Raw genomic sequence first — 14,040 nt, forward strand, 5'->3', positions numbered from 1 at the left:
ACCTCCTAGGTCACCCAAGGGAACAATGGCCGGCCCCAAGGGGTTCCGAGCGCCTGTCAGGCCTCCGGAGCCAGCCAGTCGGGCATGGCCTCGCGGGCCAGCATGTCCTCATAGGTCGGGCGTGGCCGGATCACTGCGAAGCGGTCGCCGCTCACCAGCACCTCTGGGACCAGCAGGCGGCTGTTGTACTCGCTCGACATCACCGCCCCGTAGGCGCCGGCGCTCATGAAGGCCACCAGGTCGCCGGCCTCCAGGCGCGGCAGGTCGCGGTCTCGGGTGAAAGTGTCGCCGGTCTCGCAGATCGGACCCACCACATCATAGGTGACGGGATCGCCCTGGCGGGGCTTCACCGGGCGGATGTCGTGATAGGCGTCGTACATGGCCGGCCGGATCAGGTCGTTCATGGCCGCGTCCAGCACCGCGAACTTGCGACCCTCGGGGCGCTCGTGGATGTGCTGCACGGTCGACAGCAGGACGCCGGCGTTGGCGCTGATCATCCGGCCGGGCTCGAAGGCGAACTGGACGTCCAGGCCCTTCATGGTCCGCGCGATCATGGCGGCGTAGTCGGCGGGCGTGGCCGGGGTCGGCATGTTGAAATAGGGCACCCCCAGGCCGCCGCCCAGGTCCAGCCGCTCGACGGCCAGGCCCTCGCCTCGCAGGCGCTCGACGAGGCCGCGCATCTTGACGAAGGCTTCCTCCAGCGGGGCCAGGTGGGTGATCTGGCTGCCGATGTGGCAGGTGACGCCGATGGGTTTCAGGCCCGCATTGTTGGACGCCTGGGCGTAGAGCCGCTCGGCTTCTGAAAAGGAGACGCCGAACTTGTTGTCGGACTTGCCGGTGGAGATCTTGGCGTGGCCGCCCGCCGAGACGTCCGGGTTCACGCGGATGGCGATCGTGGCTCGGGTCCCCAGCGACTGGGCGACCGCCGAGGCCATGTGCATCTCGGGCTCGGACTCGACATTGATCTCCGCCACGCCGGACTTGAGCGCGAAGGCGATCTCGGCCTCGGTCTTGCCGACCCCGGAGAAGACGATGCGATCGCCGGGGATGCCGGCCGCCAGGGCGCGGCGGATCTCGCCCTCGGAGACTGTGTCGGCGCCGGCTCCCAGGTTTCCCAGGGTTCGCAGGACGGCGATGTTGGAGTTGGATTTCACGGCGAACGCGATCAGCGGATCGCCCAGGCCCTCGTTCACCAGGGCGTCGCGCAGCACCGTGTAGTGCCGCTCCAGGGTGGCGGTGGAATAGACATAGACCGGCGTGCCGACCGCTTCCGCGATCGCGGTCAGGCTGACGTCCTCGCAGGCGAGCTCGCCCCCCGAAAGCTCGAAGTGGTTCATCGCGGGCGGGCGTAGGGGTCGTTCAGCGCCCCCTGCGGGCCGCTGGCCATCGGGTCGTTGGTGCTCTCGATCGGCGCCTGCCGCTGCGGGGCGGGATCGGAATTGCGGTCGCGGGGATCGACGGTGCGGATCGAACGGGTGGGTTTGGCGCCGGCGTCGGCGTTGGAGCGCGGCTGGCCGATGGGGCCAGGACGTTCCAGTTCGCCCATCTTGCCACAGCCCGACAGGACGGTGGCCGAAAGCGCGAGCGCGCCGATCAGCACGAGGGGGCGAAGGGTCATTTCAGCATATCCTTCCAACGCGCGACTTGGGCGCGAACCTGGTCCGGCGCGGCGCCGCCGTAGCTTTTCCGGCTCCCGGCGGAAGCCCGTGGGGTGAGAACATCGTAGACCTCGGCGGTGATCCCCTGGGACAGGGCCTGAAGATCCTTCAAGGGCAGGTCGGAGAGATCACAGCCAAGCTGCTCGGCCCGTTTCACCGCCGCGCCCGTCACATGGTGGGCGTCGCGGAACGGCATGTCGAGGGTCCGCACCAGCCAGTCGGCGAGATCGGTGGCGGTTGAGAAGCCCGCGCCGGCGGCGGCGGCCATTTTCGCCGAAACCGGCTCCATGTCATCGACCATCCCGGTCATGGCGGCCAGGGACAGCTCAAGCGCATCGAAGGCGTCGAAGGTTGGCACCTTGTCCTCCTGCATGTCCTTCGAATAGGCCAGCGGCAGGCCCTTCATCACCACGGCGAGCTGCGTGAAGGAGCCCATCAGGCGGCCGGTCTTGGCGCGCACCAGCTCGGCGGCGTCCGGGTTCTTCTTCTGCGGCATGATCGAGGAGCCGGTGGTGAAGGCGTCGGTCAGCTTGATGAAGCCGAACTGCGGAGTCATCCAGATCACGATCTCCTCGGCCAGGCGCGACAGGTGGATGGCCGTCAAGGTGCCGGCGGCCAGGGCCTCCAGGGCGAAGTCGCGGTCCGAGACGCTGTCGAGGGAATTGGCGGTGGGCCGGTCAAAGCCGAGTGCCCGGGCCGTCGCGTCGCGGTCGATGGGGAAGGGCGATCCGGCCAGGGCAGCCGCGCCAAGGGGGCACTCGTTCATCCGGCGGCGCGCGTCGGCGAAGCGCCCGGCGTCGCGGCCGAACATCTCCACATAGGCCATCAGGTGGTGGCCGAAGGTCACGGGCTGGGCCGGTTGCAGGTGCGTGAAGCCCGGCATCAGGGTCTCGGCGTGGGCCTCGGCCTTGAGGATCAGCGCCTGCTGAAGAGCACGGAGCTGGACGATGGTGCGGTCGCAGGCGTCGCGCACCCACAGGCGGAAGTCGACCGCCACCTGGTCGTTGCGGGAGCGGGCGGTGTGCAGGCGTCCGGCCACCGGGCCGATCAGCTCGCGCAGCCGGGCCTCCACGTTCATGTGGATGTCTTCGAACTCGTCGCGATAGGGGAAGGTCCCGGCGGCCATCTCGGCCTCGATGGCCTGCAGCCCGCCCTGGATCTGCTGCTCGTCGGCGCTTGTAATGACGCCTTGCTTGCGCAACATCGCCGCGTGCGCGCGGGACCCCGCCAGGTCCTGCGGCGCCAGGCGCTTGTCGAACCCGATGGAGACGTTGATCGCCTGCATCAGTTCGGCCGGTTTCGCGCTGAACCTTCCGCCCCACATGGCCTGGCCAGATGCGGGCGCGTCAGAACCGTGAGTGGAGTCGTCGGACATGAGCCAAGCACCCGAAGAGACGTCGAAACCCAAATCGCGCCTGCTGAAGGGCGCGCTCTGGGGCGTCGCCCTGATGGGCGTCGCGGCGGTTGTCTACATCATGGCGCAGGCATCCATAAACCCCCGCCAGACAACGAGTCTGAAGAGTCTGGCCAAGGGCGAGATGGCCAAGCTGATCTTCCCGGCGGAAGCCGGCCCCGCGCCGGTCACCAGCTTCCAGGACGCTGACGGCAAACCGGTCCGTCTGGCGGACTTCCAGGGCAAGGTGGTGGTGGTCAATCTGTGGGCCACCTGGTGCGGGCCCTGCGTTATCGAGATGCCGACCCTGGCCAAGCTGGCGGCGGGATATCAGGGCCAGCCGGTGGCCGTGGTGGTGGTCAGCATCGACGGCGATCGCGACGCCGACAAGGCGCGCCTGTTCATCGCCAAACACGCGCCCCTGGTCTTCTATCGGGACCCCAAGCTGAAGCTGCCCTATGACTTCAAGCCGGCGGCGACCGGCATGCCCACCACGGTGATCTTCGGCAAGGATGGCGTGGAGCGGGCCCGTCTCGCGGGCGGCGCCGACTGGTCCAGCGCCGAGGCCAAGGCGGTGATCGACAAGGTGCTGGCCGAGAGCTGATCCCAACACCGCCAAGGGCTACGGCTTCAGTCCGCGCGCGCCTTCCTCACGCCCCTCTTGCCACCTAGGCGTAGAGCGCCGCCGCGCGGACGATGGCCCGGGGGGCGTAACTCACCCGATGTTCAGCCGGTCCAGCCCTCAGGCCAGTTCCTTCTGCTTGCTGCGAAGCGCGCCGTCGGGGCCAGTCAGGGCGCGCATGAAGCTGACGAGGGAGGCGCGCGCGTCCTGCGGCAGCTTCTCGAAGGCGGCCAGAAGTTCCAGGGCGCCCGGCGTGCGCATCCGCGACAGCAGGTCGAGGTCGCCCACGGCGTCGTGGCCGGGCGTGTCGAGCACGTCCATCAAGTCCACCACGCGGCAGCGCAAGGCGCGGGCGATCTGCACCAGTCGCGAGAACGAGATGCGGTTCGCGCCGTTCTCATATTTCTGAATCTGCTGGAAACTGACGCCGCACTGTTCGGCCAAGGCCTCCTGCGACATGCCGATCGTTCGTCTGCGGATTCGCACCGCTGCACCCAAGGCTACGTCCATCGGATCCGGGGTCTTGTTGGATGGCTCCGGCACGGTCTGGTTCTCCTCAACCACGGCGCGCGCTCGGTGGGGGCGGCCGGGCGCGGCACTTTAAGATTCGGCGAGTAAAGTCGAATATTACAGCTTTGCATAGCTGCATGAGCGTCTCAGCCGACAATCCCGCTGATCACGTTCGGTATTCGCGGAGATCTGGTTCGCGGCGTAGGGGATTTCACTTGAAAATCAGTCGCGATAGCGCGAATTTCCGGTGGAGGACGCAGGCGGCGCGGGCCTTCGACCAGGGCGCCGGTGAGCGGACGTATGGCCATGCGCGAAATCCTATACTCAGTTTGGGTAGAAATCGCTCAGCGAACTTGAGTTGTGGAATTGTCCAGCGCGGCGGGTTCAACCGGCGCGGGTCTTCAAACCTATGACGACTGGAATCGACCAGAGTCGCCATCACCCAAAATGGGGTGAATACCGGTGCGCGACTTTCCGCGGCGAGTCGCGTTGGCGATGCCGCTGAGAGGCGCCCGGTTTGGTGAAAAGGTGTCCATGCCGCGCCGGGCGAAGTGGAAGGCGTTGAGCCTATTTTGTGCCGCTGACAGCGCCCGTGATAAGAGGCCGGCGACGGGAGCCGGGTTGCGGTGGGAGCCTTAAGGGCGCGTCGAGGAGCCTCTCATGACCCGCGTGCTGATCGCCGCCATCGAGACCGGCGGCTCGAAGATTCTCTGCCGGGTCACCGAGGCGGACGACGCGCGGAACCCGGCCGACGGCGCGCCGCCGAACCAGCGGTTCGCGACCACGACTCCCCAGGCGGCGATGGCCGACCTGGTGGGCGCCATCCAAGGTCAGATGGCGCCGGGCGACCAACTCACCGCCATCGGCTTGGCGAGCTTCGGCCCGCTGATCGTCGACCCCGCCTCGCCCGATTGCGGCCTGATGCTGTCGACGCCCAAGCCGCATTGGAGCGGCTTCAATCTGTCCAAGTCCCTGGCCGAGCGGTTGCAGGCGCCGGTCGTCCTGGAGACCGACGTGGCGGCCGCCGCCATCGCCGAGCAGGCCATGGGCGCCGCGCGCGGCCTGGACGCCGTGGCCTATGTCACCGTGGGCACCGGGATCGGCGGGGGGCTGGTGGTGGAGGGCCGCACGCTGAAGGGGGCGCTGCACCCGGAGATCGGGCACCTGCGGATCAAGCGGCGAGAAGGCGACACAATCCCCAGCACCTGCCCCTTCCACGACGACTGCGCGGAGGGACTGACGGCGGGGCCGGCGCTGGGGCGGCGGCTGGCCGACGGCGAGACCTTGCGCGACCGGGCCGACATTCGGGCCCTCGCCGCCGACTATCTGGGCCAGCTCTGCGCCAGCCTGGCGCTAGCCTGGTCGCCGCGCTGCATCGTGCTGGGCGGCGGCGTGATGTCGACGCCGGGCCTGCTGGCCGAGGTGGCCTTGGCCCTCACCCGGAACCTGGGCGACTACGGCGCGGCGATAATCCCGGGCCCGAACTATCTGCGGCCGCCGGCCCTGGAGCATTCCGGCCTGGAGGGCGCCCTCATCCTCGCCCGGCGTCAGACCTCGACGCGGTAGGCCTCGCGGTCGCGGCCCCCTCAGCGTCCGGTCGCCGGGGCCAGGGAGATGTCGACCATGATCTCGGCGGAGATGGCTTCCAGCGCCGCCTGGACGTCCTGGCCGGTCAGGGCGGGCGGCAGGCGCAGACGGGCGTCCAGGTGGAAGAGCGCGCCTCCGGAGTGCGGCTCGGCGCTGATCCGGGTCTCGAACGCTTCGATGTTGACGCCCAGCCCGCTGAGGATCGCCGTCACCTGGTGGACGATGCCGAGCCGGTCCTGGCCGACCAGGGCGAAGAGCACCTCCTCGCCGCCGGCCTCGGGGGTCTCCAGCGCCGGCGCGATGCGAACCTCCAGGCCCTGGGCGTCCACCGACTGCACGGCGGCGCGCAGGGCCTCGGCGTCGCCGGCCTCCACCAGCACCGATCCGACATAGAGTCCGCCGAGCCGGCTGAGATGACTTTCCAGCCAGTTGCCGCCCGCCGAGAGCACGGCGGCGGCCAGGGCCTGGGTCAGGCCGGGCCGGTCGCTGCCGGTTACGCTGAGGATCAAGGTCGCCATGGGCAACTCTCTCGGACTGACCCCCGCCGCAGTCAATCCGGATTTGTAGGGTCGGCCTTCGGGCGTTGGCGGCGATGGGGCGGCTTGGTAGGGATGCGCCGCAACTTCCACGCAAGACGAGAACAGCATGGCCCAGGCCCAGGAGAAGTTGCTGCTGCGCGCGCTGAAGGGGCAGCGGACCGAGCGGACGCCGATCTGGCTGATGCGGCAGGCCGGGCGGTATCTGCCGGAGTATCACCTCACCCGCGACGCCGCCGGCGGGATGCTGGGGCTGTGCAATTCACCAGAACATGCGGTGGAGGTGACGCTGCAGCCGATCCGGCGCTTCGGCCTCGACGGCGTCATCCTGTTCGCCGACCTGCCGCAGCTGGCCGCGGCCCTGGGCCAAACCCTGGAATATGTGGACGGCGAGGGGCCGACGCTGAGCCCGCCGATCCGCTCGCCGCAGGATATCGCTCTCCATCTGAGCCTCTCGAACCTGCATGAGGCCCTGGCTCCGATCTACGAGACGGTGCGGAGGCTGGTGGTCGCCCTGCCGGCCGAGGTCACTCTGATCGGCTATGCCGGCGCGCCCTGGACCGTGGCCACCTATATGGTCGAGGGCCGGGGCGGCGGGGCCACCGATCACGCGATCATCCGGCAATGGGCGCTGTCGGATCCGGAGGGCTTCCAGCCGCTGATCGACATGCTGACGTCGGCGGCGATTGAGTTCCTCGACCGCCAGATTCAGGCCGGCGCCGAGGCGGTCCAGCTGTTCGAGAGCTGGGCGGGCATCCTGCCCGAGCCCTTCTTCCAGCGCTGGTGCGTCGAACCCGTCGCCGAAATCATCAAGGCGCTGAAGGCCAAACACCCCGACGTGCCGGTGATCGCCTTCCCGCGCGCGGCGGGCCTGCTCTACGAGAGTTATGCCGCGCAGGTGGGCGCCGACTGCGTCGGGCTGGACAATACCGTGCCGCTGGCCTGGGCGGCGGCGAAGATCCAGGGCGAGTTGGGCCGCTGCATCCAGGGCAATCTCGACCCACAACTACTGGTGGCCGGCGGTGCGGCGCTGACCGCCGAGGTGGAGAGGATCCTGCGCGCCGCCAACAGCGGGCCGTTCATCTTCAACCTGGGACACGGCATTCCCAAGACCACGCCGCCCGAGCATGTCGCGGCCTTGGTGGCGCAGGTTCAGGCTTGGCGCGCCTAGTGTCCTCGTCTCCCACCCTTGGCGCGATCATCCTGACCGGCGGGGCGTCGCGGCGGATGGGGACGGACAAGGCGGTTCAGCTCTGGGATGGGCGGCGCGCCGTCGACCGGGTGGCCGATCTGGCCCGCGCGGTCGGCGCCACATTGGTGGTCTCGGCGGGGGACGGCGAGTTCGGCCTGCCCCGGGCGCCCGATCCCGCGCCGCTGAGCGGGCCCGTGGCCGGCGTGCTGGCCGGCATCGCCCTGGCGCGGGGGCAGGTGGGACGGGTGCTGGTGCTGGCGGTGGACGCGCCGACGATCAATCCTGAGGACCTGGCGCCCCTACTGGCGGCCGGCGGCGTCGGGGCAGCCTATGACGGTCAGCCCTTGCCGATGGTGCTGGATATCTCCGCTGTTCCGCAGGACGCCGAGGCCAGTTGGCCGCTGCGGCGGTTCGTGGAGCGGGCGGGCCTGATCCAGGTCCCGCTGCACCCTGGGCTGTTGCCCAGGCTGCGCGGCGCCAATACGCCGGAAGAGCGTGATCGCTTGGCGGGCGAGCCCGATGGGCCTAAGGCGCCCAAATGAGTTGCGATGCCTGCCCTGAAAATGGGCGTCCAGGCTGCGCCTTGGGCGTTTTGCGCCATCGAGGTGGCGTCTTGTCCGGCCTTGGCCGTTAGCAGAGCCCCATGCGCGTCCTAGTCATAGATCCCGACCCCGCCCGTGCGGCGCTGGTGGCCGAGGGGCTTGAGGGCGTCGATCCGCTGGAGGTGCGCCAGAGCGCGCAGTTCGACTCAGCCGAGGTGGCGAGCTTTTCCCCCGACATCATCGTGGTGGCCTGCGACAGCGCCGACCGCGACACCCTGGAGAGCCTGCGCGAGGCCGGCGAGACCAATCCGCGCCCGGTGGTGATGTTCGCCGACCGCTCCGAGCCAGGCCTGGCCGAGCAGGCGATCCGCGCCGGGGTGGCGGCCTATATCGTCGACGGGCTGGCGCCGGCCCGGGTGCGGCCGATCCTGGAGGTGGCGATGACCCGGTTCTCGCTGATGCAGCAGCTGCGCGGCGACCTGGCGAAGGCCAAGGCCAACCTGGAATCCCGCAAGGTGGTGGACCGCGCCAAGGGCCTGCTGATGAAGGAGCGGGGCCTGGACGAGGACGCCGCCTACAAGCTGTTGCGCAAGCTGGCCATGGACACCGGCCGGCCGATCGGCGCGGTGGCGACGGATCTGCTGGCCTTCGCGGGCGTGCTGAAGGGAGACGCCTCGTGAGCCGCCTGACCCTGGGGTTCATCCCCCTGACCGATTGCGCGCCTCTGGTGGTGGCCGAGGCCAAGGGTTTCTTCGCGGGCGAAGGCCTGGACGTGGTTCTGAGCCGCGAGGCCTCCTGGGCCACGATCCGCGACAAGGTGACGGTGGGCGCGCTGGACGCCGCCCACATGCTGGCGCCCATGGCGCTCGCCGCCACGGCCGGCGCCGGCGGTCCGGTGTCGCCGATGATCGCGCCCCTGGCCCTGGCGGTGAACGGGGCCGGCGTGACCCTGTCCAACCGGTTGAGCCAGGCCTTGCCCACGGGCGCCGAGACCTTGCAGGAGATCGCCGCGGGGCTCGCGGGCTTCATCGACCAGCGCCGGGCGGGCGGTGAGCCGCCGCTGACCTTCGCCGTCGTCTTCCCCTATTCGATGCACAACTACGCCTTGCGCTACTGGCTGGCGGAGGCCGGGGTCGACCTGGATCGCGACGTGCGGCTGGTGGTGACGCCGCCGCCGCGCATGGTGGAGCAGCTGCGCACCGGCCAGGTCGACGGGGTCTGCGTCGGCGCGCCGTGGAACACGGTGGCGACCCGGGGCGGCTTGGGGCGCGTGGCCCTGCGCACCTCGCAGTTCTGGCCGGCGGGCCCTGACAAGGTGCTGGGGGCCGGCGCGGCCTTCGCGCAGGATGATCGCTTGCCGCCCCTGCTGCGGGCCTTGGTCCGGGCCCAGGCCTGGTGCGATGTGGCGGAGCACCACGACGAGTTGGCCGCCCTGCTGGCGCAGCCGGACTATGTCGGGGCGCCGGCCGAGGCGATCGCCCCGGCGCTGGGGGACGAACTGATCTTCCACCGCGACGGCGCGGCGGTTCCGCGCCGGGAGCACGCCCGGTGGTTCCTCGCCCAGATGCGGCGATGGAATCAGATCGGCGCGGAGCTGGACACCGACGCCCTGATCGCCCGCGTCTACCGGCCCGACCTGGCGCTGGAGGCCTTGAAGGCCACGGGACTCGGCCCCGATGCGCTGACCCCGCCGGGGCCCCTGTTCGACGGCAAGTCCTTCGACGCGGGCTGAGCGCCTCGTTTTTAATCACCGATGATTTTGCGGCGCCTGCGAAATAGGCGTCGCCCACGAACTCGCCGGGCGCCGCCCCACGCCGGCTGACAGCGGCCATGTTGCAGTGCGTCATGAGGGCAGGCCCACGGACAACGACGTTCGCGGCTGATCGAGACGACCGCTCGGATGCGGTCACCCCAACGGCGATGCCGCCGCTCTCGTTCATCCGAGGTTCCAGTCCATGTTGAGCCGTTCCTTCCTCAAGTCGGGCCACACGCCCACCCTGTTCGCCGCCTTCCTCTATTTCGACTTCAGTTTCATGGTCTGGGTCCTGCTGGGCCCGCTGGGCGTGGCCATCGCCAAGGACTTCCACCTCGATCCCGCTCAAAAGGGCCTGATGGTGGCCCTCCCGGTGCTGGCGGGCGCCCTGCTGCGGCTGGTGGCGGGGGTGATGGTCGACCGGATCGGTCCCAAGCGCACGGGCCTGATCGGCCAGAGCATCGTGATCACCGGTCTCGCAACCGCCTGGCTTCTGGGGGTTCACAACTATCACCAGGTGCTGGTGCTGGGTCTCCTCCTGGGCGTGGCCGGCGCCTCCTTCGCCGTGGCCCTGCCGCTTGCGTCCCGCTGGTATCCGCAGGAGCATCAGGGCCTGGCGCTCGGCATCGCCGGGGCCGGCAATTCCGGCACCGCGCTGGCGGCCCTGTTTGCCCCGCTGCTGGCCAAGACCTTCGGCTGGAACAACGTCATCGGCCTGGCGATCATCCCGCTGGCCATCGCCTTCGTCGTCTATCTTCTGATGGCCAAGGACGCGCCGGAGCAGCCCGAGCCCAAGAAGTTCTCGGAGTATCTGGACGTTCTGAAGGTCGCCGACGCCTGGTGGCTGATGCTGCTCTACAGCGTGACCTTCGGCGGCTTCGTGGGGCTGTCTTCGTCCCTGACCATCTACTTCAATTCCGAATACGGCATCGACCCGGTGAAGGCGGGCTTCTTCACCGCCGCCTGCGTCTTCGCCGGGTCCTTCATCCGGCCGGTGGGCGGGGCGCTGGCTGACCGCTTCGGTGGGGTGCGGACCCTGATCGTGGTGCTGGGCTTCGCGGCCATCGGTCTGGTCACCGCCAGCTTCCAGATGCCCAATGTCTGGATGGCCTTCGGGGTTCTCATCCTCTGCATGTCGGCCCTGGGCGCCGGAAACGGCGCGGTGTTCCAACTGGCCCCCCAGAGGTTCCGCAAGGAGATCGGGGTGATGACCGGTCTGATCGGCATGACTGGCGGGGTCGGCGGCTTCTACCTGGCCTCCACCCTCGGCCTGGCCAAGAAGCTGGGCGGCACCTACCAGTTCGGTTTCCTAGGCTTCGCGGCCCTGGCGGTCTTCGCCCTGGTGGCGCTGGCCGGACTGAAGAACCACTGGCGCGCGGTCTGGCCGACCCTGGCCCCCGCCGACGCCGCTCCGGTCCGGGTCTGAAGCGATGACCCAGCAAGCTTCCAAGCAGCGTCTCGTCGTCATCGGCAACGGCATGGCCGGGTGCCGGGTGGTGGAGGACATCCTCAAGCGCGCCCCCGACCACTACGAGATCACCATCTTCGGCGCCGAGCCGCGGGTGAACTACAACCGCATCATGCTCTCGCCGGTGCTGGCGGGAGAGAAGGCCTTCGACGACATCGTCATCAATGACGAGGCCTGGTACCGCGACAACGCCATCACCCTGCACGCCGGCCGCGCGGTCACCGGGATCGACCGGGCGACCAAGACGGTGTCGGCCGAGGGCGGACTGTCGGTCGCCTACGACCGGCTGATCCTGGCGAGCGGTTCGGACCCCGTCCGCCTGCCTCTGCCGGGCGCGGACCTGAAGGGCGTGGTCACCTTCCGCGACCTGGATGACGTGGAGCAGATGGTGGCCGCCGCCGACGCCGGTGGCGCGGCGGTGGTGATCGGCGGGGGCCTGCTGGGTCTGGAGGCCGCCTACGGCCTGGCCAAGCGCGGCATGAAGGCCACCGTGGTCCACCTGATGGACGTGCTGATGGAGCGCCAGCTCGACTCGGCCGCGGGCTTCCTGCTCACCGAGGCGCTCTCGCAGCGCGGCGTGGAGACGGTGCTGTCGGCCCAGTCCGAAGCCATCCTCGGCGAGGACGGCAAGGTCAGCGGCCTGAAGCTGTCGGACGGCCGCGTGCTGCCCTGTTCCATCCTGGTGATGGCCGTCGGCATCCGGCCCAATACGGCGCTGGCCAAGGCCGCCGGTCTCGGCGTGGCGCGCGGCGTGGTGGTCGACGACCAGATGCGCACCGACGATCCTGACATCTATGCGGTGGGCGAATGCGCCGAGCATCGGGGCGTGGCCTACGGTCTGGTCGCTCCCATCTGGGACATGTGCAAGACCCTGGCGGCGGCGCTCACCGGCGACGAGGCCAGCGCCTATGGCGGCTCCATGCTCTCGACCCGGCTGAAGGTGTCCGGCGTGGACGTCTTCTCGGCCGGCGCCTTCGCGGGCGGAGAGGGTTGCGAGGACATCGTGTTCCGCGACGCGGGCCGTGGCGTCTACAAGCGCGTGGTCCTGGAAAACGGCAAGGTGGCCGGCGCGGTGCTGTTCGGCGACGCCGCCGATGGCGGCTGGTACTTCGACCTGATGCGTCAGGGGGCCGATGTCAGCGGCATCCGCGAGACCTTGATCTTCGGCCAGGCCATCACGGAGGGCCTGTCGGGCCTGGACCCTAGTTCGGCCGTTGCGGCCATGTCCGACGACCAGGAGGTCTGCGGCTGCAACGGCGTGTGCAAGGGGCAGATCACCGGGGCCATCACGGCCCAGGGGCTCACCACGCTGGACGCCGTGCGCGGCGTCACCAAGGCCTCGGCCTCCTGCGGCTCCTGCACGCCGCTGGTGGAGAAGCTGCTGAAGCTGACCCTGGGCGACGGCTTCCAGGTTCAGACTGGCCCCGCGCCGATGTGCAAGTGCACGAGCCACACCCACGACGTGGTCCGGCGCGCGATCGTCGAGGGCGGGCTGAAGTCCATGCCGGCCATCCACCAGGCCCTGGAATGGACGACTCCGGACGGCTGCGCCTCGTGCCGGCCGGCGCTCAACTACTACCTGATCTGCGCCTGGCCGGGAGACTACCAGGACGACAAGCAGTCGCGGTTCATCAACGAGCGGGTCCACGCCAACATCCAGAAGGACGGGACCTATTCCGTCGTGCCGCGCATGTGGGGTGGCATGACCACGCCCGACGAACTGCGGGCCATCGCCGACGTGGCCGACAAGTTCGCCATTCCGGCGGTCAAGGTGACGGGCGGCCAGCGCATCGACCTGCTGGGGGTCAAGAAGGACGACCTGCCGGCGGTCTGGGCCGACCTCAACGCGGCCGGCATGGTCTCGGGTCACGCCTACGCCAAGGGGCTGCGCACGGTGAAGACCTGCGTCGGCGCCGACTGGTGCCGGTTCGGGACCCAGGACTCCACGGGCCTGGGCATCCGGCTGGAGAAGTTCATGTGGGGGTCCTGGACGCCCGCCAAGGTCAAGCTGGCGGTATCGGGCTGCCCCCGCAATTGCGCGGAGGCGACCTGCAAGGATGTCGGCGTCATCTGCGTCGACAGTGGCTACGAGATCCATGTCGGCGGCGCCGCGGGCCTGCATATCCGCGGCACGGAGATCCTGACCAAGGTCGCCACCGAGGAGGAGGCGATGTGGACCATCTGCGCCCTGGTGCAGCTCTACCGCGAGCAGGGCTGGTACTTGGAGCGGATCTACAAGTGGATGGACCGGGTCGGGCTCGACAGCATCAAGGCGGCCCTGGCCGACCCTGACGACCGCCGCGCGCTCTATGACCGCTTCGCCTATTCGCAGCGCTTCTCGCGCATCGATCCGTGGGCGGAACGCGTCGCCGGCCGCCACACCGAAGAGTTCAATCCGCTTAGCCGCCGCCTGGAGTTCGAACCCGCATGAACGCCCTCGTCAAGGAACCCGCCATCCTCTGGACCGACGTCGGCGCGGTGACCGACATCCCGCGCCGTGGGGCCCGCCGCGTGCCCAGCCCGCGGGGCGACATCGCCATCTTCCGCACCGGCGACGGGGCCGTCTTCGCCCTGATGGACAAGTGCCCCCACAAGGGCGGTCCGCTCAGCCAGGGGATCGTGCACGGCCAGTCGGTGACCTGCCCGCTGCATGGCCGGGTCATCGATCTCGCCACCGGCGAGGGGACCGGCGCCGACAAGGGCCACGGCTGCGCGCCGGTGGTTCCGCTGGAGGTGGTGGACGGCCGCCTGATGCTGGGCGTGGTCGGAGGCTAGACCC

Annotated in this window: 14 protein-coding genes; 9 read left to right on the forward strand and 5 right to left on the reverse strand. The window is 69.4% G+C overall.

The features are described from left to right. Positions 1-56: 56 nt before the first annotated feature. From lysA to argH, 3 genes are read right to left on the reverse strand one after another with little or no spacing between them, the layout of a single operon-like run. Positions 57-1,337 carry a diaminopimelate decarboxylase gene (gene lysA, locus Q7J39_RS18310; protein ID WP_304828679.1) on the reverse strand — a complete coding sequence of 427 codons (1,281 nt, stop codon included), beginning with the start codon at positions 1,335-1,337 and terminating at the stop codon, positions 57-59. Beyond that, a complete protein-coding gene (locus tag Q7J39_RS18315; protein ID WP_304828682.1) occupies positions 1,334-1,618 on the reverse strand; it encodes a hypothetical protein in 285 nt (94 codons plus the stop codon). Before Q7J39_RS18315 ends, lysA begins: the two co-directional genes overlap by 4 nt. Then, positions 1,615-3,033, reverse strand: a complete 1,419-nt coding sequence (gene argH / locus Q7J39_RS18320) for an argininosuccinate lyase (protein ID WP_304828685.1) — start codon at positions 3,031-3,033, stop codon at positions 1,615-1,617. Before argH ends, Q7J39_RS18315 begins: the two co-directional genes overlap by 4 nt. On the opposite strand from argH, the gene Q7J39_RS18325 reads away from it, so the two are divergent. Further along, complete coding sequence (locus Q7J39_RS18325) at positions 3,032-3,655, forward strand: TlpA disulfide reductase family protein (protein ID WP_304828688.1); 624 nt, start codon at positions 3,032-3,034, stop codon at positions 3,653-3,655. The two genes, argH and Q7J39_RS18325, sit on opposite strands and share 2 nt — an antisense overlap. Positions 3,656-3,793: 138 nt before the next feature. Here Q7J39_RS18325 and Q7J39_RS18330 read toward each other — a convergent pair whose 3' ends face one another. Further along, positions 3,794-4,183 carry a helix-turn-helix domain-containing protein gene (locus Q7J39_RS18330; RefSeq protein WP_304828691.1) on the reverse strand — a complete coding sequence of 130 codons (390 nt, stop codon included), beginning with the start codon at positions 4,181-4,183 and terminating at the stop codon, positions 3,794-3,796. Between the two features lie 660 nt (positions 4,184-4,843). Here Q7J39_RS18330 and Q7J39_RS18335 point away from each other — a divergent pair. Next, complete coding sequence (locus tag Q7J39_RS18335; protein WP_304828694.1) at positions 4,844-5,749, forward strand: ROK family protein; 906 nt, start codon at positions 4,844-4,846, stop codon at positions 5,747-5,749. A gap of 20 nt (positions 5,750-5,769) precedes the next feature. On the opposite strand, the gene Q7J39_RS18340 is transcribed toward Q7J39_RS18335, so the two are convergent. Continuing rightward, complete coding sequence (locus tag Q7J39_RS18340) at positions 5,770-6,288, reverse strand: glycine cleavage system protein R (RefSeq protein WP_304828697.1); 519 nt, start codon at positions 6,286-6,288, stop codon at positions 5,770-5,772. A gap of 127 nt (positions 6,289-6,415) precedes the next feature. Between Q7J39_RS18340 and hemE the strand changes: the two genes are divergently transcribed. The 7 genes from hemE to Q7J39_RS18375 all read left to right on the forward strand — a co-directional run bounded on the left by hemE (position 6,416) and on the right by Q7J39_RS18375 (position 14,036). Continuing rightward, entirely contained in the window at positions 6,416-7,477 is a 1,062-nt protein-coding gene (hemE, locus tag Q7J39_RS18345; RefSeq protein WP_304828700.1) for a uroporphyrinogen decarboxylase, read from the forward strand. Then, positions 7,477-8,040, forward strand: a complete 564-nt coding sequence (locus Q7J39_RS18350; protein WP_304828704.1) for a molybdenum cofactor guanylyltransferase — start codon at positions 7,477-7,479, stop codon at positions 8,038-8,040. The genes hemE and Q7J39_RS18350 overlap by 1 nt, the downstream gene beginning before the upstream one ends. Before the next feature lie 101 nt (positions 8,041-8,141). Then, positions 8,142-8,720, forward strand: coding sequence for an ANTAR domain-containing response regulator (locus tag Q7J39_RS18355; protein WP_304828707.1), 579 nt, complete (start codon positions 8,142-8,144; stop codon positions 8,718-8,720). Next, entirely contained in the window at positions 8,717-9,772 is a 1,056-nt protein-coding gene (locus Q7J39_RS18360) for a CmpA/NrtA family ABC transporter substrate-binding protein (protein WP_304828710.1), read from the forward strand. The genes Q7J39_RS18355 and Q7J39_RS18360 overlap by 4 nt, the downstream gene beginning before the upstream one ends. Positions 9,773-9,995: 223 nt before the next feature. Then, entirely contained in the window at positions 9,996-11,219 is a 1,224-nt protein-coding gene (locus Q7J39_RS18365) for a NarK/NasA family nitrate transporter (protein WP_304828713.1), read from the forward strand. 4 nt (positions 11,220-11,223) lie between these two features. After that, positions 11,224-13,692: a nitrite reductase large subunit NirB gene (gene nirB / locus Q7J39_RS18370; RefSeq protein ID WP_304828716.1), complete on the forward strand. Its 2,469-nt coding sequence runs from the start codon at positions 11,224-11,226 to the stop codon at positions 13,690-13,692. Continuing rightward, entirely contained in the window at positions 13,689-14,036 is a 348-nt protein-coding gene (locus Q7J39_RS18375; RefSeq protein ID WP_304828719.1) for a nitrite reductase (NAD(P)H) small subunit, read from the forward strand. The genes nirB and Q7J39_RS18375 overlap by 4 nt, the downstream gene beginning before the upstream one ends. The last annotated feature ends 4 nt before the right edge of the window (positions 14,037-14,040 follow it).

The sequence above is a fragment of the Phenylobacterium sp. genome, assembly GCF_030651185.1.
GTDB lineage: Bacteria > Pseudomonadota > Alphaproteobacteria > Caulobacterales > Caulobacteraceae > Phenylobacterium.

Bases quoted from the DNA above. Each gene is read 5' to 3' on its own strand.
- hemE (WP_304828700.1), top strand. From the start codon at position 6,416: ATGGCCCAGGCCCAGGAGAAGTTGCTGCTGCGCGCGCTGAAGGGGCAG.
- Q7J39_RS18330 (WP_304828691.1), bottom strand. From the start codon at position 4,183: ATGGACGTAGCCTTGGGTGCAGCGGTGCGAATCCGCAGACGAACGATC.
- Q7J39_RS18340 (WP_304828697.1), bottom strand. From the start codon at position 6,288: ATGGCGACCTTGATCCTCAGCGTAACCGGCAGCGACCGGCCCGGCCTG.
- Q7J39_RS18325 (WP_304828688.1), top strand. From the start codon at position 3,032: ATGAGCCAAGCACCCGAAGAGACGTCGAAACCCAAATCGCGCCTGCTG.
- lysA (WP_304828679.1), bottom strand. From the start codon at position 1,337: ATGAACCACTTCGAGCTTTCGGGGGGCGAGCTCGCCTGCGAGGACGTC.
- Q7J39_RS18335 (WP_304828694.1), top strand. From the start codon at position 4,844: ATGACCCGCGTGCTGATCGCCGCCATCGAGACCGGCGGCTCGAAGATT.
- nirB (WP_304828716.1), top strand. From the start codon at position 11,224: ATGACCCAGCAAGCTTCCAAGCAGCGTCTCGTCGTCATCGGCAACGGC.
- Q7J39_RS18375 (WP_304828719.1), top strand. From the start codon at position 13,689: ATGAACGCCCTCGTCAAGGAACCCGCCATCCTCTGGACCGACGTCGGC.
- argH (WP_304828685.1), bottom strand. From the start codon at position 3,033: ATGTCCGACGACTCCACTCACGGTTCTGACGCGCCCGCATCTGGCCAG.
- Q7J39_RS18315 (WP_304828682.1), bottom strand. From the start codon at position 1,618: ATGACCCTTCGCCCCCTCGTGCTGATCGGCGCGCTCGCGCTTTCGGCC.
- Q7J39_RS18355 (WP_304828707.1), top strand. From the start codon at position 8,142: ATGCGCGTCCTAGTCATAGATCCCGACCCCGCCCGTGCGGCGCTGGTG.
- Q7J39_RS18365 (WP_304828713.1), top strand. From the start codon at position 9,996: ATGTTGAGCCGTTCCTTCCTCAAGTCGGGCCACACGCCCACCCTGTTC.